The organism is Clostridium sp. MCC353 (assembly GCF_018785315.1).
GTDB lineage: Bacteria > Bacillota > Clostridia > Lachnospirales > Lachnospiraceae > CHH4-2.
Window position 1 is genome coordinate 1 of sequence record NZ_WQPN01000045.1, and the last position, 20,318, is coordinate 20,318.

Below are 20,318 nucleotides of genomic sequence, written 5' to 3' on the forward strand. Positions count from 1 at the left end.
ACCGCAAACCGTGCCCCGGCCTCCTGCGGATCCAACCGCCCATCCGGTGTCCCCTCTCCATCCGCCTGAACGGTTTCGGGTCTCACATTCCCTGGATCCCCGGCGTAACTCTCGCCAATCACCTAAATAAAGATTTCCCCCCTCAATCCTCCAACAGCCGCAGCCCCGCCGTACTCGTAACCGGCAGCGAAAATACAATGGATTTCGCTTTGGATTCCATTCCCGCCTGGGTCATGATGGCTTTCATGATGGCATTTTTCTGTTCTTTCCTGGCGACGATGAAGATCATCTCTTTTTCGGAAGCCAGCGATACGCCTAAAAACTGTTCCGCACGTTCCATGCCGGTTCCCTTGGCGTGAATTACGGTTCCTCCGGCTGCTCCGGCGGTTCTGGCCGCATCCATTACGGTTTCTATATATCCGTTATTTGCAATTACTACTAACAGTTCATGAGTTGTTTCCTTCAATACGGTTTCTTCCCCTTTCTCATATCCCTGGTTTTCCGTCAAAAACATCAGTTCCCGCTTTCCTCCGATGCTGCTCAATGGAACGATAAATGCAATTCCGCTGCCAGGAATATCGATTTTCATCTGGTTTTCCAAGCCTCTTTTCACCTTATCCCAGCTATCGTCCGTCACCACGGAAAAGATTACCGCTTTTTCAGCCGCTTCTAATCCGAGATAATCCAGCATATCCCCGGATGCCGTCCCGGCTCCCAAGGTTACCGTCATGACATTTAACTGTCTTTCTTTGTAAAATGAAAGGAATTTCTCTACACGGCTCCGGTTTGTTACAGTGATCATCAAATATACTTCACTCATGCCTCATTTCCTTTCTATAATTCAATAATATCGTAATCGTCCAGCATATCCAGAGAAGCCGGCAGTTCTGCTGCGGGGATCTGCACCTTGGAACGTTTCGCCTTCCACTGATAGATCACACCCAGCACCTGTATGGTGATTAACGGAGTCATTGCAACCATCGCCACAACGCCAAATGCATCCGTCACAATATTGCCGCCAACAGTCACGCAGGCTCCCATGGCAAACGGCAGCAAAAAGGTGGCTGTCATCGGACCGGATGCCACGCCTCCTGAGTCAAAGGCGATAGCCGTAAATATCTTAGGCACGAAAAAGGATAAACTCAATGCGATCGCATATCCCGGCACAATGAACCATAAAATCGAAATACCGGTCAATACCCTGATCATAGCCAGAGCAATGGAACAGGACACACCGATTGAGAGGCTTGTTTCCATAGCTTTTCCCGGTATCGCCCCGTCTGTCAGTTCCTCCACCTGTTTGGTCAGCACATAGACCGCAGGTTCAGCCATAACGATAAAATAGCCGATTACCATTCCGATGGGCACAATAATCCACCTGTAAGGCAGCCCGGCAATCACCTGTCCCAGATAATTTCCCGCCGGCATAAAGCCCACATTCACTCCTGTTAAAAACAGGACCAGACCGATATATGTATAGATCAGTCCAATGGAAATTTTAATCAATTTTTTTCTGCTGAGTTTTAAAGATACCATCTGAAATATTCCAAAAAAGAAGATGATCGGAAACAGCGAAGCCGCCATTTCAACCATATATTCAGGCAATGCATCGGAAAACAGTTTCCTCAGCACAACGGAATTTTGAATTTCCGGGATCACTTCCGGCTCATATGCGCTCCCAGCCGGATGGAATATCATCCCCAATACAAGAACCGCTAAAATAGGCCCCACCGAACAGAGGGACACGAGGCCGAAACTGTCGTCTGCCGCATGTTTATCGCTTCGGATTGAAGAAATACCAATACCAAGAGCCATGATAAAAGGCACTGTCATAGGCCCGGTGGTAACGCCTCCGGAATCAAAAGCCACAGCCAGGAAATCAGCCGGAACAAAAAATGTCAAAACAAACACCATACAATAGAGCGCCACCAAAAGAGGCGGCAGAGCGATGCCAAAAAGCATTCGAAGAAGCGCTACGCTTAAAAATATCCCAACCCCCACTGCCACTGCCAGTATCAGCACCATATTTGGAATGGCAGGAACCTGCTGCGCCAAAACCTGCAGATCCGGTTCCGAAATTGTAATCATAAAGCCCAGCACAAAGCCCAGACCGACCATTACAAGCAGCTTTTTAGACTTGGTTATGCTGGTGCCGACCCTCTCTCCCATGGGCGTCATCGCCAGTTCCGCTCCCAGAGAGAAAAACATCATTCCCACAATCAGCAGGACCGCCCCCAGTATAAAGGCCATCAATATGCTTGGCGATACCGGCGCAATGGTAAAACAGAGCAGCAGCACAATCCCAATAATCGGGAGGACCGCTTTTAAAGCTTCCTGCAGCTTTTCCTGAAGTTTAGTTTGATAGAATATCATGAACCCTCCTTTTTATGTTATGTGAACTATTTTATTATACATGATGAGGGTTGTATTCCCGTATTAAGATTTTGTTAAGATTGAATCTGCATAAAATGAAGCATTTCAGACGGATTATTTTCTCGACCGAAATGGCAGGTCAAGAAACATCGGTTGTCCAATTAATCCAGACTGCCTTCCTGCTTTGCGATATTCCGCAAATGAAAATAAACCGTATTGACGGATATATTCAGTTCATTGGCGATCTGCTCCACAGAATTTTTGATTTCAAAGATCTTCTTCATCTGCAAAATCCTGATAATTTCCTTTTTCCGCTGTGACGGAGGGATCGTCTTATCATTCAGCACAATCTCCTTCGCATTCTCCAGCCCCTGCTTTATGGTATCATTTGGATTGTCCGTAAATGTCTCTGTGGCGAATACGGTCTTATCTTCCGGAATCATATCTGAAATAAAATGTATCAGCGGCGTGCCCAGATACAGGTTTATGCATATCAGCCCGATAATCCTGTTTTCGCTGCCCCTGACCGCTATGGTCGTTGATTTAAGCGGCTCTCCCAGCTTATTTTTGCTGAAATATTCATAGTAATCATGAGAACCGTTTTCACTTTCTATTTTCTCCAGCCAAAACAGGGCCAGATCGGTGATCGGCGATCCCTCTGACCTTCCCGTATGGAATCCATTTACAATTTTAATAACCGAATGCTCCAAATCCTCCAGGCTGTGGAGCGCAATCTCATAACTGCTCCCCAGATAGGCAGCCAAACCGTCGATGACAGTCTTATAAGATTCTAATATTTTACGGTCTTCCTCTGTTAATATAATATGGTTCATATCATTTTTCCCCTTGTTAAACGCGCTTTAAGTTTACAATAATATAGAAAGGATTGCAATCATTGTTTTTAATAAGGAGAGAGAAAACTATAACAGTTGATACAAGTTTCTTCCACCAATTCCCATTCCGGACTGATGTGAAATACAAAAATCAGCCACTATACGCTAAAATATATTTTAGTTTTTAAACAGAATTGACTAAAATAAATTTTAGTATTATAATGTAATCATAAAGAAATACTGTATTTATTTTTAGTTATTTTTAAAAATAATTTTAGTTTTTTAATGAAAGGGGGAAGAGAATCCATATGGGAGTTATTTTTTTACACAAGCACCTGCTCACAGAATACCGCATGTCAGCAGCGTCATTTCCGAACGGAAACAAACGGCCGGATGGCAGATAAGGTAAGCGGTTAAACCTCAGGCTCTGCAAAAAGCATGCCTTTTAGAACAAAAAGGAGTAAAACTAATGGGTAATATTAAAAACAGAATGAGGCCGGTATTCGCAAACCTGGATGGCGGGCTGTTTTCCGAGACGGAGAAAGCGGATGTCGGCGACGTGGCAGAAAGGATGAAACAACAGGGGGTTGCCATGATGAGCTGGGCAGACCCCTTCGCCCCGGATCCCTCCATCCCGGATCACGTGATGAAAGCAGCATCCGAAGCATTAAGCGGAGGTTTTCCCGCACACTATATCATGCCCATCGGAAGCCGGGATTTAAAAGAAATGATTGCGAAACGGATCAAGAACATTTACGGCATTGATTTAAACCCTCAAAGAAATATTATCATCAATCCCGGATCCGACATCGGCCTGCTCTTTGCCATGTTTCCATGGATCAACCCGGGAGACGAAGTTCTGGTTCACGATCCCAGCTACGGCAGCAATTTCCTGAATCCCGAACTATTGGGTGGTAAAACGGTCCGGGTTCCCACCTATGAAAAAGACAACTGGCATATCAGGATTGAAGAATATGAAAAGCGCCTGACAGGTAAAACAAAGATGGTGCTTCTCACCAACCCCAACAATCCTACCTGCGTCTCCTATACCAGAAAAGAGCTGGAACAACTGGCCGGTTTCTGTATTAAAAATGATCTGGTCTGCATCTGTGACCAGGCTTTCGAGGATTTGGCCTTCGAAGGCCATGATATGGTCTGTATGGCACAGATTCCAGGTATGTGGGAACGAACCGTCACAGTCTGCTCCGTGTCCAAGGGCATGGCGCTGAGCGGATTCCGTATCGGCTGGATTTATGCCGACGATGTGATCATGAACGCCCTCTATGGAGCTGCAGTCAACATTCAGGGAGCGACAAGCACCCTGAGCCAGATGGCCGTCATGCCGGCATTTGAAGACGACAGATTCATCCAGGAATACAAAGAGAAATATGACCGGCGGAGAAATTACGCATATGAACTGTTTAACTCCATACCAGGCGTATCCATCCTGATGCCCGAGGCCACATTTTTGCTTTGGATTAACATCTCAAAACTGGGAACCTCCACGGAAGTGGCCCGTTACCTGATTGAGGAAGCTAAGGTAAATGTAAATGACGGAAAATTCTATGGGGAGCAGGGAAAAGGCCATATCCGCCTCGTTGCCGGATGCTGCTGGGAGGACGAAGACTGTTACGCCATTTTGGACCGGGTAGCTGAGGCATTATCCAAACTGGCGGCTGTAAAAGGAGTGTCCGGATAAACTTAAATCCGGCTGCAACCAAAGTAAATCATCGCAGTCCAAGGCTGCTGCAATGAAATTACATAAACTGCCTGAGCCTTAAAAGGAGAAGATAACATGATGGAAATAATTAGTTTGATTGGCATTCTCACAGCCATAGCCGTCATGATCTACGGCTGTGTCAAATCTGTAAATTTAGTGATCCTGACCCCCATCTGCGCGCTGATCGTCGCCCTGTCCGGAGGCATGGGGCTGGCGGAAGGATATGCGGGAACGTATATGAATGGGCTGGGAAGTTTTATTATCCAGCAATTCCCCGTATTTTTAACAGGAGCCCTGCTGAGCAAATTTTTGGAGGCCTCCGGTCTGAGCACTTCCATTGCCCTCAATTTATTCAATAAGCTGGGTACGGATAATATTGTCTTAGCCATGATCATATGTAATATCGTGCTGGCAGTTGCCGGCGTAAACACCTTTGTGATCATTTTCACCATCTACCCCATTGCTCTTGCTTTGTTCAAAAAAGCGGATCTCCCCCGTAAACTGATTCCTGCCTGTATTCTCGGGCCCACCGTAACAGCCTGCATGATACCGGGTCTTCCCACCCTCAACAACACTATTCCCAGCTCTCACTTCGGCGTTACCGTACTGGCGGCCCCTACAATCGGTTTCATCGCATTTTTCTCAGCCGCCGCCGGATGCATCCTCTACCTGAATGCAGAAGCCAAAAAATGCCGTAAAAAGGGGGAGCATTTTAATCCCATACCGGAAGATGCCAAATATACAGGGTTCGATATGGATCAGACAGGGCTGCCCAATCCTCTGATAATTTTAGTTCCGCTGATCTTTATCATCGTAACTTTGAACTGCTTTAAATTTCCCGCATATGCAAGCCTGTTCTGTGGAAGCATCATTATTGTCCTGATGTTTGCCAAAACCCTTCTTCCCTCCTGCAACAAGCTGCTGGGAGAAGCGGTACAAAATTCCCAGGTTGTGGTCACAACCGCAGCCCTTTCCGGTTTCGGCGCCGTAGTAACGTCTGTACCGGGTTATGCCCTGGTGGCAGATGGCCTTTCCGCGGTGAGCTTTGGCAATCCTTATCTGTACACGATTATCGCCGTTGCAGTCATCGCCGCCATATCCGGTTCCGCTTACGGAAGCATGCGCATCGCCTGTACGGCAATCGGCGATAAAGTTCTGGCTTTGGGCGGCAATCCCGCAGTGGTCTCCCGTTTAATGAGCCTGTCCTCGCTGAGTTTTGATTCCCTGCCCCACAACAGCGCCTGCGTGCTGATTCTGGGATACTGCGGCGTGTCTCATAAAGAAGGTTATAAATATCTGGGAGTGACAACGGTGGTGATCCCTCTCATCGTATCCGTCATCGGCGTTATTCTCGGCAGTTTGGGGCTAGTATAGCAGAGAGGAGAATGAAACTATGATTATTGATATGCATGGACATATCTTCGGTTCCAATTTAGAACAAGATCAACGGGAAGTCCTGGAAACAATTGACCGCTATGGAATCGATTTGGCCTTTCTGTCTGCAATCGAACTGACAAACCAGGTGCCCAACGAGGAAGAGACCGACCGTCTCAACGCCGCCCAATACGCTTTTGAAGCGGCCCATCCCCAGCACATCCGCAGCTACTGCCGCGTAAATATCGTGAATAAAAATGCGGTGGAGGTGGCCCGGCGCGGCATTTACGGCCATAACGTGGTCGGTTTAAAATTCCTCAGCGAATGCTATATGGATGACCACAGGGCCGATCCCGTGGTGGAAGAAGCCATAAAAGCCAATATTCCCATCCTAATCCACACCTCCCACAAAGCCAAGGGCCCTGGAGTGCCCATGTATCCTCTGGAATCACACAGCGGCCACATCGCTAACCTGGCCGCCCGTTACCCAGAGGCAAAAATTATCATGGCCCATACCGGAGGCAACGCTTATCTGGCAGTAAAAAATGTAAAAAACCACCCCAATGTAGCGGTCGATATCTCCGGTTCACTGATGCGTTACGGCGCTCTGGAATATACGGTAAAACATTTAGGAGCCAAACGGGTGCTGTTCGGCAGCGATTTCCCCTATGTCCCCTTTGCTGTCTGCATAGGAAAAGTCCAGGATGCAGAACTCTCAGAGGGAATAAAAGAAGACATACTATATAAAAATGCTCTGCGGATTTACGATAAGACTTGGAAGGCAGGTGATCCCCTGTGAAAATTGCAGATACCAACATCTATTATGGAAGCTGGCCTTTCCGTGACGCGGGTGAAACTGATTTTTCACGCATCAAAGAACACTGCGCCAAAAACGGAATTGGGACTTTGATGGTCTCCAGCGTCAATTCCATTTTTTATGAAGACCCCTTTGAAGGGGATATTAAGCTTCATGAAGCCATTGCCGATGAACAAAACGCGTACCACATCATGACCGTCAACCCGTTCTCCTCCGGCTGGAAGGAGGATGTCCGTACCGCTGTCAACGAGTTCGGCATTCGCGGCATCAAACTATATCCGGGATATCACGGTTACCAGATGCAGGATCCCGCCCTGGCACAGGTATGCGAAACCGCCGGAAAATATGACCTGCCGGTGATCATCGCCGGCCAGGTTGAGGATCTGCGGGTGTCCTATCTGCTCCATCCGGCGCCCATACCGTTGGATAAGCTGGGGGTATTTTTAGGGACATACCGGGACAACACATTTGTACTGGCTAATTTCAGCTTCGGGGATACGTATGCGCTGCGATTTAACATTTTACCGCGGGATAAGGTATACGTGGATATGTCCGGGTTCATCTTCACTTCATTTCCATTAGAAAAACTCTTAAAGATTTATCCCAAGGAGATGTTCTTATTCGGATCCCAGTTCCCATTATATGTCCAGAAAGGGATCCTCAACGAAGTCACCAGAGCAAAGCTTCCGGATGACGTAAAAGAGGCTGTTTTATATCAGAACGCGGCCCGGTTATTTAAAATTGAAAAACAGGCATAGGCGGTCTGTTTCTCCCTCTAATTAAAAATGCATGCCGCAGCAAAATCTCTTGGATTCCTGCTGCGGCATGCACTGTCTATACTCACTGTTTATTTTCTCTATTTAACAAGCAAAGATTTCCCTGTCATCTCTTCAGGCTGTTCCAATCCCATCAGTTCAATCAAAGTAGGCGCGATATCTGCCAGGCAGCCGCCCTCTCTCAATTTATAAGAAGGATCTGCATTGACCAGAATAAATGGCACTGGATTTGTGGTATGGGCGGTAAATGGATCCCCCGTCACATAATCCACCAGCTGTTCCGCGTTGCCGTGGTCGGCGCAGATGAACATCACTCCGTCCACTTCCTTAATCGCTTCCACTGTTCTGCCCACGCAGTTGTCAACTGTCTCAATCGCTTTCACAGCCGCTGCTTCCACGCCGGTATGGCCAACCATGTCAGGGTTTGCAAAGTTTATGATGATCACATCATACTTGTCGGACTTAATGGCCTCCACCAGCTTGTCACAAACTTCAGGAGCGCTCATCTCCGGCTGTAAATCATAGGTTGCCACCTTAGGAGATTTAACCAGGATTCTGTCTTCCCCTTTATTGGGTTCTTCCACGCCTCCGTTAAAGAAGAAAGTCACATGGGCATATTTCTCCGTCTCAGCAATTCTGGCCTGGGTTTTTCCATGGGCAGCCAGGAACTCGCCAAATGTATTGGTAATGCTCTCTTTGTGGAATGCCACCAGCTTATTCTGAATGGTTTCATCGTAATCGGTAAAGCAGACATAAGTCAGATCAAGGCGTTTTTCTCTGGCAAAACCGGTAAATTCATCATCGCAGAACGCTCTGGTGATTTCTCTCGCGCGGTCCGGGCGGAAATTATAGAAAATTACGGAATCGTGATCCTGAATTGTGGCAACCGGTCTGCCGTCCTCAGTCACTACAAACGGAATTACGAATTCGTCATTTTTATCATCGTCGTAGGATGCCTGGATTCCTCCGGTGGCGCTGTCCGCTGTATTGCCCTGTCCCTTGGTGAGGGCGTTATAAGCCAGTTCCACACGGTCCCAGCGGTTGTCACGGTCCATAGCGTAATAACGGCCCATCACAGACGCCACTTTACCCACGCCGATTTTCTTCATCTCATCTTCCAAAGCTGCCACAAACTCTTTTCCCGAAGCCGGAGGCGTATCACGTCCGTCCAGGAAACAGTGTACATATACTTTCTCAAGTCCGTTTCTCTTAGCCAGCTCCAGCAGACCATAGATATGGGTATTGTGGCTGTGAACTCCGCCGTCTGAAACCAATCCGAATAAATGAAGGGCGCTGTCGTTCTTTTTGCAGTTCTCTACGGCCTGTAAGAACGCCGGAACTTCAAAGAAATCGCCGTCCGCAATTGATTTGGTAATTCTGGTCAGTTCCTGATATACGATGCGGCCTGCGCCCATGTTCAAATGACCCACTTCCGAGTTTCCCATCTGTCCTTCCGGAAGCCCTACCGCCATGCCGCTTGCATTGCCCTTAACAAATGGACACTGGTTCATCAACTGGTCCATAACCGGCGTCCTGCCTTCGCAGACCGCATTGGCTTCACAGTTATCGTTTAATCCATATCCATCGAGTATCATTAAAACTACAGGCTTTTTACTCATTTTCTTTCTCCTTCATCATTTTTACGCAGGACGCAATTGATTCCTGCTTGTTTATTTTAAATTATAAGCATACTAATTCTAACAATACTATATTGTACATGATTTTATGCATTCTTGCAACAGAGGAATGACAATATTTTGTCAGTCTTTCCTTATATTTCCTATGCAAAATGCCATCATTTTTCTGCTTCCAGGCAAAAACTCCACGACAGGCCACTCCGATGTTTTCTTTTGCAGAAGAATCTGTTTTTGCATTCATATCTATGGGTTGATGTTCATTTTATTAGTTATTAAAAATTTTTTGAACATTTTTATTGACAGTATATGGAATTAATGATATTGTCTATCTTGTTCATTTTTCGTGCATTATTTATTTTTATGAACATCATGTCATTTGATTAAGGAGGACTGCCACTATGTCCCACATCCATTGTTCCAAAGCTCTAAAAGACGGTCTGGTTTTTGCCGCCTTTATACTGCCTGCTCTGGTCTTTCTCACCCTCTTCTGGCTGATTCCCATAGGGGCTTCCATAGGGATCAGCTTCACGGACTGGGATTATATGACTTCGGATTTTCACATCACCGGGCTGGAAAATTACCGTTCTCTTTTCAGGGACGACAGCTTTCGGAGCGCCTTGTCCCATACGTTATTATTCGCCCTGGAAACGGTGATCCCGGCAATGGGCCTGGGACTTTTGCTGGCTCTGGTTTTGTGGCCGGCAGGCAGACACACCATCTATTCCCTCATCCTATTCTCGCCCTGGATCACACCGGCTGTGGCCGTATCCATCGTGTGGACCTGGATTTTTGAACCGGAAAGTGGATTGGCCAATTATCTCCTAAACCGGCTTGGGATGGAAGGTCTTCCCTGGCTTCACAGTTCCCAAACAGCCCTTGCCAGCGTCGCCCTGGTAACTGTCTGGAAAAATCTGGGTTACGTCATGCTTTTATTCACAGGAGCGCTGTCCAGAATTCCAAAAGGATTATATGAGGCGGCATCCATGGACGGAGCGGACAGTCTCCGGCGTTTCTTCTATATTACCCTGCCTCTGCTGCGCCCTGCTGTCCTGCTGGTGGGCCTTGTAACAGCGGCTGATTCCCTGAGGGCTTACGACCAAATCCAGATTTTGACCCAGGGAGGGCCTTCCGGCAGCACCCGTACTCTGTTATATCTCTATTATCAGTTGGGATTTGAACAGTTTAACATGGGAAAAGCGGCGGCGGCTGTCGTCGTCCTCATGGCTATAGGAATGTCGCTCGCTCTCTTGCAGACTTATATAAACCGAAAGGAAGGGCTGTCTGATGAACAATAAAAGAATCCGGGCTTCCGGAAAGAGGCATAATCCGGGCCGTCTGGCCGCCCATCTCCTATTGGGACCAGCCTGCTGCTTCACTATATTTCCATTTTTGTGGATGGCTGTCAGCTCTTTTAAAACAAAAGAGGAAGTGATGTCCCTTCACAATTTCTGGCCGGCGGTTCCCAGGTATGAAAATTATATGACCGTACTGGGCAGTTCCCCCATTCCACGCTATCTTGCAAACAGCCTTTTTGTGGCAGTCTGCGTGGTCTTGATCCAGGTGGCCTGCTGTTCTCTTTTCGCGTATGCAGTCACTTTTATGAAGATCAAGTGCAGGGAAATACTGTTTAGGCTGGTGCTGTTCACTTATATGGTGCCCACAGCCGTAACCTATATTCCCTGTTATATCATACTTTCCCGTATGGGGCTACTGGACAGCTACGGAGGACTGATTCTCTCGAACGGGGTAAGCGTATTCGGTATTTTCCTGCTCCGCCAGGCATTTAAGGCGGTTCCGGCTGAAACCATGGAAGCGGCCAGAGTGGACGGCGCGGGCCATTTTTCCATACTCGTAAAAATTGTAGTTCCAATGACCCGCTCTTCATTTATAACTTTTATCCTGCTGTCCTTTATCAATACTTACAACAGCTATATGTGGCCTTCCCTTATTACGGATACACCAAAATTAAGCCTGGTATCCCAGGGGCTGAGACGATTTCTCTATGAAGGAGGGGCGTATGGAACCGAATGGTCACTTGTGATGGCTGCCGGAACCGTTGTGGTAGTCCCTTTGCTGCTGCTGTTTGCGGCATCCTGGAAATGGATTGTGGAAGGCATTACAGATTTGGGATGCAAAGGATAATTTCCTATAAAAAATATCATCTGCAAGGAGGAAATCAAATGAACCGTAAAACATTGACAAAGAGGAAAATCTCTCAAAAAAGCTTCACTAAAAATTTCCGTACAGCCGCTTTAACAGCAGCTCTGTTTTCCCTGCTCCTCACCGGCTGTGGGGCAGCCGGCCAGCCAAAGGATGTCACAGCCGGCGGAAAGGTACAGGTCATGTTCTGGTACTCCGGAGGGAAAACTGCGGCCGGAGTGATGGAAGAAATCATCCAGGGCTACAACCAGTCCCAGGATCAATATCAGGTGACCGGCATACAGCAGGCAGACTACGACGAAACCTACACCAAGCTTCAGGCAGGGATTGCCGGAAAAAATGCGCCAGACGTGGCTCTTTTGGATTCGGATAAATCCCGGAGCCTTATGGCGAAAAATCTGCTGGTGCCTATGGATATCTACATAGAACAGGATCCTTCTTTTGACAGCAGCGGGCTGATTCCTGTATTTTACAACCAGTGCATTCAGGAGGACGGCACGCTGTTCGCCATTCCCGCTTATGGTACCACTCAGGTAATGTACTATAACAGAGGCATTTTTGAACAATGCGGGATTGAACCGGATGCCATCAAAACCTGGCAGGATCTGGCAGAAGCGTCCGGCGGCATTTACAGGAAAACCGGCAGCAGCGCCTATGGCTGGGAACCCATGTGGGGCGCTGATAACCTGATCGATATGGCGCTCAGCAACGGCGGGGCCATGATAAGCAGCGATAACACCACGGTTCTCATAGATTCAGAGCCATGGGTGGAGGCCTGGGAATCCGTACGAAAATGGATCCATGACGATAAGTCCATGGCCATCCACTACGGCGGCCAGGGCTGGGAATACTGGTACGCTACCATGGACGATGTGCTTCAGGATAAGGCGGGAGGTTATACCGGATCCTCCGGCGACCAGGCTGATCTGGACTTCTCAATCGTTGGCGCCATGGAACAGCCCGGATTCGGGGATCACGAATCCGCGCCGGTAGCCAGAGTCCTGCAGTTAGTCATGGTAGAAACAGGGAAGGACCGGACAAAGGACGGCGCTTATGAATTCATGAAGTATTTCACAGAAAACGCCCAGCAGGCCAAATGGTCCATGGCCACCGGGTATATCCCGGTTCGAAAATCCACTTTGGACGATCCTGAATATAAAGCATATACGGAAGAAACCCCTCAGGCTCTCATCCCCTTTAACCAGTCCATGCACGCCTCTCCTGATCCTATCGATCCCACAGGCGGCAAAATCTTTGACGCCCTGTCAATCGCCGCCGATCAGGTGGAGATAGAAAATGTCCCTGCGGACACAGCGCTGAAGGAGGCGGCAAAAACGGCTCAGGCGGCGTTGGATGAGGTGAAGTAACGGGCGATTAAAGTAAAGGGTCAAGGCATTTTCGAAAATGCCTTGACCCTTTACTTTAATCGCCCGTTACTTTAAATCCCTACTCCATATATCCGCCCTTCATCGGTGACACCGCATGTTCAGAGAAAATTTTAAGCACCCCTGAAGTATATTTTCTCGGCTTGGGAGACCATGCTTTCCTTCTCTCGGCCAGAACCGCATCGATTTCTTCCGGCGTTTTCTCCACTCCGTCAATGCCTATAATTCTGAGAATCCGTTTTGGGATATTGATCTCAATCAGGTCATTCTCTTCTACTAGTGCGATTGGGCCTCCATCGGCGGCCTCTGGCGATACATGGCCGATGGCCGGCCCTTTGGACGCGCCTGAAAAACGGCCGTCTGTAATCAGGGCTATTGTTTTTGCCAGTTCTTCATCGGAGGAAATCGCCTCGGTTGTATAGAACATCTCCGGCATGCCGCTTCCTTTAGGGCCTTCATAGCGGATGAGCACCGCATCCCCTGGCTTGATTTTCTTACTGATAACCGCTTCAATGGCATCCTCCTCGCAGTCAAACGGCCTCGCCTTTAACACTGCCGTATGCATCTCTTTTGGAGCCGCCGTATGCTTTACTTCCGCTCCTTCCGGCGCCAGGTTGCCTCTCAATATGGCAATCGTGCCGTCCGTGCCGATGGGGTCGTCAAAGGTACGGATGATATCCGTGCGTTTTCTTCCCACCTTTTCCAGATAAGCGTCACATTTTTCATAGAAACCGTTCTTTTTTAAGTCTTCCAGGTTCTCGCCCAGAGTTTTGCCGGTTACGGTCATGACATCCAGATGCAGCATACTCTTGATCTCTTCCATAATTCTGGGAACGCCGCCTGCGTAGTAGAAATATTCTGCCGGCCATTTTCCGGCTGGTCTGATATCCAACAGGTAATGGGCGCCCCTATGCATTCTGTCAAATGTATCCGCATCCAGTTCAAACCCGAACTCATGGGCAATGGCTGGAATGTGGAGCAGGGAGTTGGAGGAACCGGAAATCGCCGCATGCACCATAATTGCATTTTCAAATGACTTCATGGTCACGATATCACCGGCTTTCATCCCTTTCTTGGCCAGTTCAACCGCCTGTTTCCCCGCCTTGTAAGCAACCTCTTTTAAATCGGCGCAGGTGGCAGGCATGAGGGCGCTGCCCGGCAGCATGAGCCCCAGGGATTCAGCCATTACCTGCATGGTGGATGCGGTTCCCATAAAGGAACAGGCCCCGCAGGACGGACATGCATGATGTTTATAATAAGTGAGCTTTTCTTCGGAGATTTCACCTCTTTGGCACATGGCGCTGTACATGCCGATCTGTTCCAGTGTCAGCAGATCCGGCCCCGCTTCCATAACGCCTCCCGTCACCACGATGGACGGAATATTCAGCCTTCCGATGGCCATCAGATGCGCAGGAACCGCCTTGTCACAACTGGCCACAAATACACCTGCATCAAATGTAGTCGCATTAGCATGGATTTCAATCAAATTACAGATGGTATCTCTGGACGCCAAAGAATAGTTGATCCCGTCATGTCCCTGGGACATGCCGTCGCAAATATCCGTAGCAAAATATCTGGCGCCTTTGCCGCCCTGTTCATTAATCCCTTTAACCGCTTCCTCTACAAATCCCAGAAGATGGGCGCTTCCCGGATGGCTGTCGCCAAATGTACTCTCCACCAGAATCTGCGGTTTTTCCAAATCCTCTACCTTCCATCCCATTCCCATGCGAAGCGGATCCATCTCCGGCGCAATCGCCCGGGTTTCCTGGCTTTTTAACTTCATATTATCCTCCATTCTGCCGGCCCTTCGGCACGGCTGTGCGGGCGGCCCTCTGCTCACCCAATTTCAATTAGCGTTCCATTTTTCGTAATATCGCAGTCATAAGACGTATGATGTATTTTATAATTTAAAATTATCACATATCGCTGTCTTTGTCAATACAACTTCCATTTTTCTGCAGCACAGCAGTGACAGTTCAGACGGCGGTAAAATTGATTAAAAAAGCGGCGTCAAGCTCGTTTATAAGCTGTTTTTAACCAAGTTTCATACCGAATGGGCATCCTGATGGTTTTCGACCGTTTTTCGGTCAGGAAGGCGAGCCGTCTGAACGTTACAAACACCAACAATAACGGCGTTACTTACAAATCTGAGGTTTCGCGCATCCAATAGACATCATATGTATTTCAATTCATAAGCCGAATCTAAATAGCTATTCCGCCAATCCAAAAGGAGAGATGTCCCAGCATTGCATCCGACCATTCATCCTCTGCAAACCGGCATCTCTCCATCCGTCAATCCAATATGCTTTTTATCGCCCTCCGGTTGTACAAAAGATGCATCTGCATCGCACATCTGGCTCCCTCTCCGTCCTTTGCTGCAATGGCGTCCACAATTTCCCGATGGGTCTCTATGGTTTCCTCCTTCAGCCGTCCGTTGGTCACATCCACAAATACGGCAATGGAAGAATTGATAACCGGAACCAGTTTTTCCACCACCACATTGCCGCTGCACGCCGCAATCATCTTATGAAACAGGATGTCTTCTTCTAAATGGTTCTTTCCCTCGTGTATCATGGCTTCTACCTTTTCACACTGGACGTACAGGCCGCGTATCTGCTCTTCTCTGGCATGTTCTGCTGCCATCATGGCAATTTCCGGCTCCATCATGAGACGGACGCTTAAAAGATCCAGGGCCAGCCCCTTTTTGTCCTTCACAAAGGTCAGCCCCAGGGGATCTTCGATCACCCCCTGGCCTTCCGATACATATGTTCCCGCCCCTCTGCGGATTTCCACAATATTCCTGGATACCAGAATCTTAATGGCCTCTCTGACCGTGCTGCGGCCGACTCCGATCTGCCGGGCCAGCTCAAACTCATTGGGCAGTTTGGCCCCGGCTTCCAGGTCATTCTCAATAATATAATTCAATATCAGATCCGCCGCCTGATCTGCTAACGGCCTTCCATTATATAAACCGCCTACATGTTCCATAATAATCCTTCCATTCCGAAGCATTTTTACGCAGATTCTGCATTACGCATCAATTGCATTATGCATCTACTGCGTTACGCATCCACTGCATCACGCATCCACTGCGCTACCCATCCACGCGCTGAGAATTCCAATTCCCATCTGCGGATCAAATTCGTGGCTCCGTCACAAATTCTGCCGTGGAATCAAGCCATCAGGATCATTTTTCCAATTATCCCTTCCCGTCTGATGTCTTCACAGCATTACCATCATAATATAAACCATTTTCTCTGTCAACAGTCCCTCTGCGGCCGGATATATTGATTAAATCCTCATTTTGATTTACAATTAATTCAAATAAAATGAGGGGGTTTAAGCAATGAAAGTGTATATCAGCGTTGATTTTGAAGGAATATCAGGTTCCGTCTCCTGGTCTTCCACCAATATGGGGGACATTGAATATGCGCCTCTGGCAAGAGAGATGACCTTAGAAGCCGTGGCCGCCTGCCAGGGGGCTCTGGACGCGGGCGCAGATGAAATTTACGTAAAAGACGCCCATGAAACCGGGCGTAATATGGATCTTTCCCTGTTTCCAAAAGAGGTGAAGATCATAAACGGCTGGACCTGTACGCCCGATTCCATGGTGGGCGGTTTGGATGCCAGCTTTGACGCCGTCATGTTTGTAGGCTACCATTCACCAGCAGGCAGCAGCGGAAGCCCATTAAGCCACACCATGAACCGGGGCAATAACTACGTGAAGTTCAACGGTGAGTTAGCTTCCGAATTTTTAATCCACGCCTATATTGCCGCCTCCATGGACGTCCCTGTGGTATTCCTGAGCGGTGATCTGGCCTTGACCGAACATGTACGCAGATACGATCCCAACATCCGCACAGCCGCCGTAAAACAGGGCATAGGGGCCGCAGCAATCAGCGTCGCTCCCGCTAAAGCCCAGGAAATGATACGGGAAGAAGCCAGACTGGCCCTGCTCCAGCGGGACAACTGCCACATCCGGCTTCCTGAAACCCTGACAATGGAAATCAACTACAAAGACCACACCAGCGCTTCCAAAGCATCCTGGTATCCCGGCGTGAAAAAAATTGACGATTATACCGTATCCTATACCTCTTCCTCCATCAAAGACGTGATGACCGCCAGAATGTTTATATTATAACCCTTATATGATACCTGGCCCCGGTTCATTCCGCAATGCCGCCTGCGCTGAATGAATCGGGGCCCAATGCACCGCAAAGCAAGGGATACAGATGGCAAAAATGGGGATTCAACCACATGCTTCAATCACATTTTACCCTTTCCGCATTTCATTGATGCCCTCCAATTGCTGCTGCATCTCCAGGATTTCCGTAATATCCTTACAGGCGCTGACAACCGCCAGACCTCCCTCGTCGGTCTGGATCACTTTGCCCTTGTCCAGAGTCCAGAACCAGCTTCCATCCTTTTTCATCATTCTGTACATCGTGGTATATTCCATCCCCGGATAATAATCGGTTCCCAATTCCCTTATCACCCGTTCCCTGTCTCCCGGATGAATGGTATTGATCACTTTTCCATCCACAGCCTGTACAAATTCCTGGTAAGATTCATAACCCATCAGTTGGATCAGCTCACCGGTGGCAAAATAAAGCGGAAAATCCGCCTCACAATATCCTCCGATCATGCCGCCTGGCGTAATTCTGGCAAAAACAGAAACCGCTTCCCGACGGCTCCTCTCCGAAAGCTTCTGCATGGCTTCGTCGTTGTCAAATTCCCGCACCGTTACAGCCGCCGCCAAGGCCTTCTGAGAAGATTCCAGGTTCTGTTCTTTCCGCATCTTTTCCGTCACATCACTGACCGATCCGTAAAAAAGCCTGTGCCCATCCTGTTCTTTTATAAAAAATGCCCTCAAATGCATCCAGATCATGCTGCCGTCTTTCAACCGCCTTACATCCCCTTCCGCTCCGTTCAGCGTATTTTTATACGCCTCTTCGAAGATGTTAAGCGCAATTCTGCGGTCGGCCTTGTAAATCTGCTCCATGATGGCCTTACGGCATTCCTCCAGATCGACCGGATTCATGCCCGTAACCTTGTAATACTGCTCATTCACCTGGATCAGTTCCACCCGGCCTTCATATACATCATAAAATGCAATTCCGCCCAGAATGTTATTGATCATGGTCTGGCTGAATACATCTTCATTGAGCAGTTCTTTGATGTTGAGGCTGGCCATCTGCTTCGCTTTCATTCCCCGGAAGTCAATGTTATCCTCTGCCGCCAGCAACGCTTCAAACTGTTCAATGGGCATAGGCCGGTAAAAATAATATCCCTGTCCGTAAATGCAGCCGATGTTCAGAAGGAAATCCAGTTGTTCTTTTGTCTCCACCCCTTCCGCGATCAGATTCAGCCGCATGATTCTTGCCATTCTGGCAATGGCTTCCAAAATCCCCACGCCTTTATCCGCGCTGCCCTCGCTGATCTCCAAAAACTTCATGTCAATTTTCAGCACATCCACATTGACATCTTTCAGCATGTTCAGAGAGGAGTATCCGCTTCCGAAATCGTCCATCAGCACTGTAAACCCTGCTTTTCTTAAATTATCAATCACAGCAGGTATGATCTGATATTCCTCCACATAGGCGCTTTCCGTGATTTCGATTTCAACCAGCCCGGGGTCCAGGTTATAAGTCTCCGTCAATTTTTTAAAATGTTCCACCACATCCAGCGTATAAATATCCACCCTGGACACATTGACCGAGATAGGAACCGGCTTATTCCCACGGTCGATCCATTGTTTCAGACTGCTGCAAACCCGGTCCCACAGAAAGATATCCAGGTTTGTTATAAATCCGTTGCTCTCTAAAAGCGGTATAAATTCTCCCGGTGAAATCAGGCCCCTGTCCGGGTGGTTCCATCTCACCAGGGATTCCAGGCCGATGATCTTTCCCGTTATCAGATTGCATTTGGGCTGGGCGTAAAATGTGAATTCCCGGTTTACCAATGCCCTTTGAACCTCTGAAAGCAGTTTCTGGTTTTCCTCCAAGGTTTTCTTCATACCCGCGTCATACCGGCAGACCCTTTTTCCATAATTGCCTTTCACAGAAGTCAGGGCAATTAAAGCCCTGTCATACATGGCGCTGGTGGTCAGGCCGTTATTTTCAATCCCATACACTCCAAATGCAGGAAGGAATCCCACATTTCCGCTGTAATTCTTCACATAATCCATAATCTGGTTCTGAAGCCCGGTCAGAATATCCGAATCATCAGGCAAAATAATGCAGAAATCATCGCTGCCCATGTATCCTGCAATTCCTCCGTACCGTTCCTGGGCATCCTTTAAGAATCCGCCGATCTTCACCAAAAATGCGTCTCCCGCATCCTGTCCGTACCAGTCATTGAACAATTTAAAATGTTCAATATCAATGGCCACCATAACATAAGCATGCTCCGCCGCTTCCTTTAAAAAACTTCCGGCCTTTTTCAAAAATGCACTTCTCTTATACAGCCCGATGAATCGGTCATAGGAATCATCCCTCAGCTTACGGTCCTCCAGATCCTTACTCTTCTGTTCATCGATGTCCTGAATAAAGCACATAACCAGTTTATCATCTTTTTCATTTTCCGAAATAGGGACAACCGTCTGAACCACCCAGCAGTATCCGCCGTCCTCTTTCAGTTTTCGGAACTCTCCCTTTAAAACATGGTCGCTGTTCTCCTCCTGGATGCGGGGGATGACGCTTTCCAAATTCCAAAATTCCAGAAACCGTTCTCTGTCTTCCGGATGGATCATATGGCCGGCCACATCGTTTCTCATCGTCTCCAGCCTGCCCTCTTTAGCCGGAATCACATATTTGCCTTCCGTGTGATAGAGGAGTTTGTAACTGTCCTCGGTCAGATTGAGTTCATAGAGTTCATCGTAAGCGGAAATATTGGTGAGGTTATAGAGCAGATTTTTATTGCCCGCATGAATTTCCCGCACAAAAACAGCATTGCAGCTTCCAGCGCCCGGCCAGTCTATCATGCCCGTGCTCACTTCCAGCCATTCCTGGACGATCTTATTAAAAAAGATGGCATTGTCATTATCCGTCTTCGACAGCGGGCAGCCTTTGCATGGCTCTTCTTCCCGGCACAGCGTCTCATAACAGACATCCCCACAGCGTACCGTTGGAAATACCTTTTGAAGCGCCCGGTTAAAATGAACGATTCTATATTTATCATCTATAATATAAATACTGGTCTCTCTGCTTCCCGCAATTGTATTCATAATAACTCCCATCCGGCA

The 20,318-nt window shown here is 48.1% G+C and carries 15 protein-coding genes; 8 read left to right on the plus strand and 7 right to left on the minus strand.

What is annotated here, in order from left to right:
• Positions 1 to 142 precede the first annotated feature (142 nt).
• The 3 genes from GPL15_RS09750 to GPL15_RS09760 form a co-directional block, all read right to left on the minus strand.
• Complete coding sequence (locus GPL15_RS09750; protein WP_215698481.1) at positions 143 to 820, minus strand: P-II family nitrogen regulator; 678 nt, start codon at positions 818 to 820, stop codon at positions 143 to 145.
• 14 nt (positions 821 to 834) lie between these two features.
• Complete coding sequence (locus tag GPL15_RS09755; protein WP_215698483.1) at positions 835 to 2,373, minus strand: DUF1538 domain-containing protein; 1,539 nt, start codon at positions 2,371 to 2,373, stop codon at positions 835 to 837.
• A gap of 161 nt (positions 2,374 to 2,534) precedes the next feature.
• Entirely contained in the window at positions 2,535 to 3,206 is a 672-nt protein-coding gene (locus tag GPL15_RS09760; RefSeq protein ID WP_215698485.1) for a PAS domain-containing protein, read from the minus strand.
• A gap of 469 nt (positions 3,207 to 3,675) precedes the next feature.
• Here GPL15_RS09760 and GPL15_RS09765 point away from each other — a divergent pair, with 469 nt between their 5' ends.
• The 4 genes from GPL15_RS09765 (at position 3,676) to GPL15_RS09780 (ending at position 7,875) form a co-directional block, all read left to right on the plus strand.
• Complete coding sequence (locus tag GPL15_RS09765) at positions 3,676 to 4,905, plus strand: pyridoxal phosphate-dependent aminotransferase (RefSeq protein ID WP_215698487.1); 1,230 nt, start codon at positions 3,676 to 3,678, stop codon at positions 4,903 to 4,905.
• A gap of 96 nt (positions 4,906 to 5,001) precedes the next feature.
• Complete coding sequence (locus tag GPL15_RS09770) at positions 5,002 to 6,300, plus strand: hypothetical protein (protein ID WP_215698489.1); 1,299 nt, start codon at positions 5,002 to 5,004, stop codon at positions 6,298 to 6,300.
• 19 nt (positions 6,301 to 6,319) lie between these two features.
• On the plus strand, positions 6,320 to 7,099 hold the full coding sequence (locus GPL15_RS09775) for an amidohydrolase family protein (RefSeq protein ID WP_215698491.1): 780 nt from the start codon (positions 6,320 to 6,322) through the stop codon (positions 7,097 to 7,099).
• A complete protein-coding gene (locus GPL15_RS09780; protein WP_215698492.1) occupies positions 7,096 to 7,875 on the plus strand; it encodes an amidohydrolase family protein in 780 nt (259 codons plus the stop codon). Before GPL15_RS09775 ends, GPL15_RS09780 begins: the two co-directional genes overlap by 4 nt.
• Positions 7,876 to 7,973: 98 nt before the next feature.
• Here GPL15_RS09780 and gpmI read toward each other — a convergent pair whose 3' ends face one another.
• A complete protein-coding gene (gene gpmI, locus GPL15_RS09785; RefSeq protein WP_215698494.1) occupies positions 7,974 to 9,512 on the minus strand; it encodes a 2,3-bisphosphoglycerate-independent phosphoglycerate mutase in 1,539 nt (512 codons plus the stop codon).
• 416 nt (positions 9,513 to 9,928) lie between these two features.
• Between gpmI and GPL15_RS09790 the strand changes: the two genes are divergently transcribed.
• Genes GPL15_RS09790 through GPL15_RS09800 form a run of 3 tightly spaced genes read left to right on the plus strand, consistent with a single transcriptional unit; the run spans position 9,929 to position 13,057 of the window.
• Positions 9,929 to 10,825, plus strand: coding sequence for a sugar ABC transporter permease (locus GPL15_RS09790; RefSeq protein WP_215698495.1), 897 nt, complete (start codon positions 9,929 to 9,931; stop codon positions 10,823 to 10,825).
• A complete protein-coding gene (locus GPL15_RS09795; RefSeq protein ID WP_252198265.1) occupies positions 10,815 to 11,672 on the plus strand; it encodes a carbohydrate ABC transporter permease in 858 nt (285 codons plus the stop codon). The genes GPL15_RS09790 and GPL15_RS09795 overlap by 11 nt, the downstream gene beginning before the upstream one ends.
• 38 nt (positions 11,673 to 11,710) lie before the next feature.
• Positions 11,711 to 13,057, plus strand: coding sequence for an ABC transporter substrate-binding protein (locus GPL15_RS09800; RefSeq protein WP_215698496.1), 1,347 nt, complete (start codon positions 11,711 to 11,713; stop codon positions 13,055 to 13,057).
• 79 nt (positions 13,058 to 13,136) lie between these two features.
• Here the strand turns inward: GPL15_RS09800 and ilvD are convergent, their stop codons facing one another.
• Positions 13,137 to 14,858 carry a dihydroxy-acid dehydratase gene (ilvD, locus tag GPL15_RS09805; protein ID WP_215698497.1) on the minus strand — a complete coding sequence of 574 codons (1,722 nt, stop codon included), beginning with the start codon at positions 14,856 to 14,858 and terminating at the stop codon, positions 13,137 to 13,139.
• 509 nt (positions 14,859 to 15,367) lie between these two features.
• Positions 15,368 to 16,063 carry a FadR/GntR family transcriptional regulator gene (locus GPL15_RS09810; protein WP_215698498.1) on the minus strand — a complete coding sequence of 232 codons (696 nt, stop codon included), beginning with the start codon at positions 16,061 to 16,063 and terminating at the stop codon, positions 15,368 to 15,370.
• A 358-nt stretch (positions 16,064 to 16,421) separates the two neighbouring features.
• On the opposite strand from GPL15_RS09810, the gene GPL15_RS09815 reads away from it, so the two are divergent.
• Entirely contained in the window at positions 16,422 to 17,216 is a 795-nt protein-coding gene (locus tag GPL15_RS09815) for a M55 family metallopeptidase (RefSeq protein WP_215698499.1), read from the plus strand.
• 132 nt (positions 17,217 to 17,348) lie between these two features.
• On the opposite strand, the gene GPL15_RS09820 is transcribed toward GPL15_RS09815, so the two are convergent.
• A complete protein-coding gene (locus GPL15_RS09820) occupies positions 17,349 to 20,300 on the minus strand; it encodes an EAL domain-containing protein (protein WP_215698500.1) in 2,952 nt (983 codons plus the stop codon).
• Between the last annotated feature and the right edge of the window lie 18 nt (positions 20,301 to 20,318).

Excerpts from the sequence above, each read along its gene's own strand:
- GPL15_RS09750 (WP_215698481.1), bottom strand. The coding sequence starts at position 820 with ATGAGTGAAGTATATTTGATGATCACTGTAACAAACCGGAGCCGTGTA.
- GPL15_RS09755 (WP_215698483.1), bottom strand. The coding sequence starts at position 2,373 with ATGATATTCTATCAAACTAAACTTCAGGAAAAGCTGCAGGAAGCTTTA.
- GPL15_RS09760 (WP_215698485.1), bottom strand. The coding sequence starts at position 3,206 with ATGAACCATATTATATTAACAGAGGAAGACCGTAAAATATTAGAATCT.
- GPL15_RS09765 (WP_215698487.1), top strand. The coding sequence starts at position 3,676 with ATGGGTAATATTAAAAACAGAATGAGGCCGGTATTCGCAAACCTGGAT.
- GPL15_RS09770 (WP_215698489.1), top strand. The coding sequence starts at position 5,002 with ATGATGGAAATAATTAGTTTGATTGGCATTCTCACAGCCATAGCCGTC.
- GPL15_RS09775 (WP_215698491.1), top strand. The coding sequence starts at position 6,320 with ATGATTATTGATATGCATGGACATATCTTCGGTTCCAATTTAGAACAA.
- gpmI (WP_215698494.1), bottom strand. The coding sequence starts at position 9,512 with ATGAGTAAAAAGCCTGTAGTTTTAATGATACTCGATGGATATGGATTA.
- GPL15_RS09790 (WP_215698495.1), top strand. The coding sequence starts at position 9,929 with ATGTCCCACATCCATTGTTCCAAAGCTCTAAAAGACGGTCTGGTTTTT.
- GPL15_RS09795 (WP_252198265.1), top strand. The coding sequence starts at position 10,815 with ATGAACAATAAAAGAATCCGGGCTTCCGGAAAGAGGCATAATCCGGGC.
- GPL15_RS09800 (WP_215698496.1), top strand. The coding sequence starts at position 11,711 with ATGAACCGTAAAACATTGACAAAGAGGAAAATCTCTCAAAAAAGCTTC.
- ilvD (WP_215698497.1), bottom strand. The coding sequence starts at position 14,858 with ATGAAGTTAAAAAGCCAGGAAACCCGGGCGATTGCGCCGGAGATGGAT.
- GPL15_RS09810 (WP_215698498.1), bottom strand. The coding sequence starts at position 16,063 with ATGGAACATGTAGGCGGTTTATATAATGGAAGGCCGTTAGCAGATCAG.
- GPL15_RS09815 (WP_215698499.1), top strand. The coding sequence starts at position 16,422 with ATGAAAGTGTATATCAGCGTTGATTTTGAAGGAATATCAGGTTCCGTC.
- GPL15_RS09820 (WP_215698500.1), bottom strand. The coding sequence starts at position 20,300 with ATGAATACAATTGCGGGAAGCAGAGAGACCAGTATTTATATTATAGAT.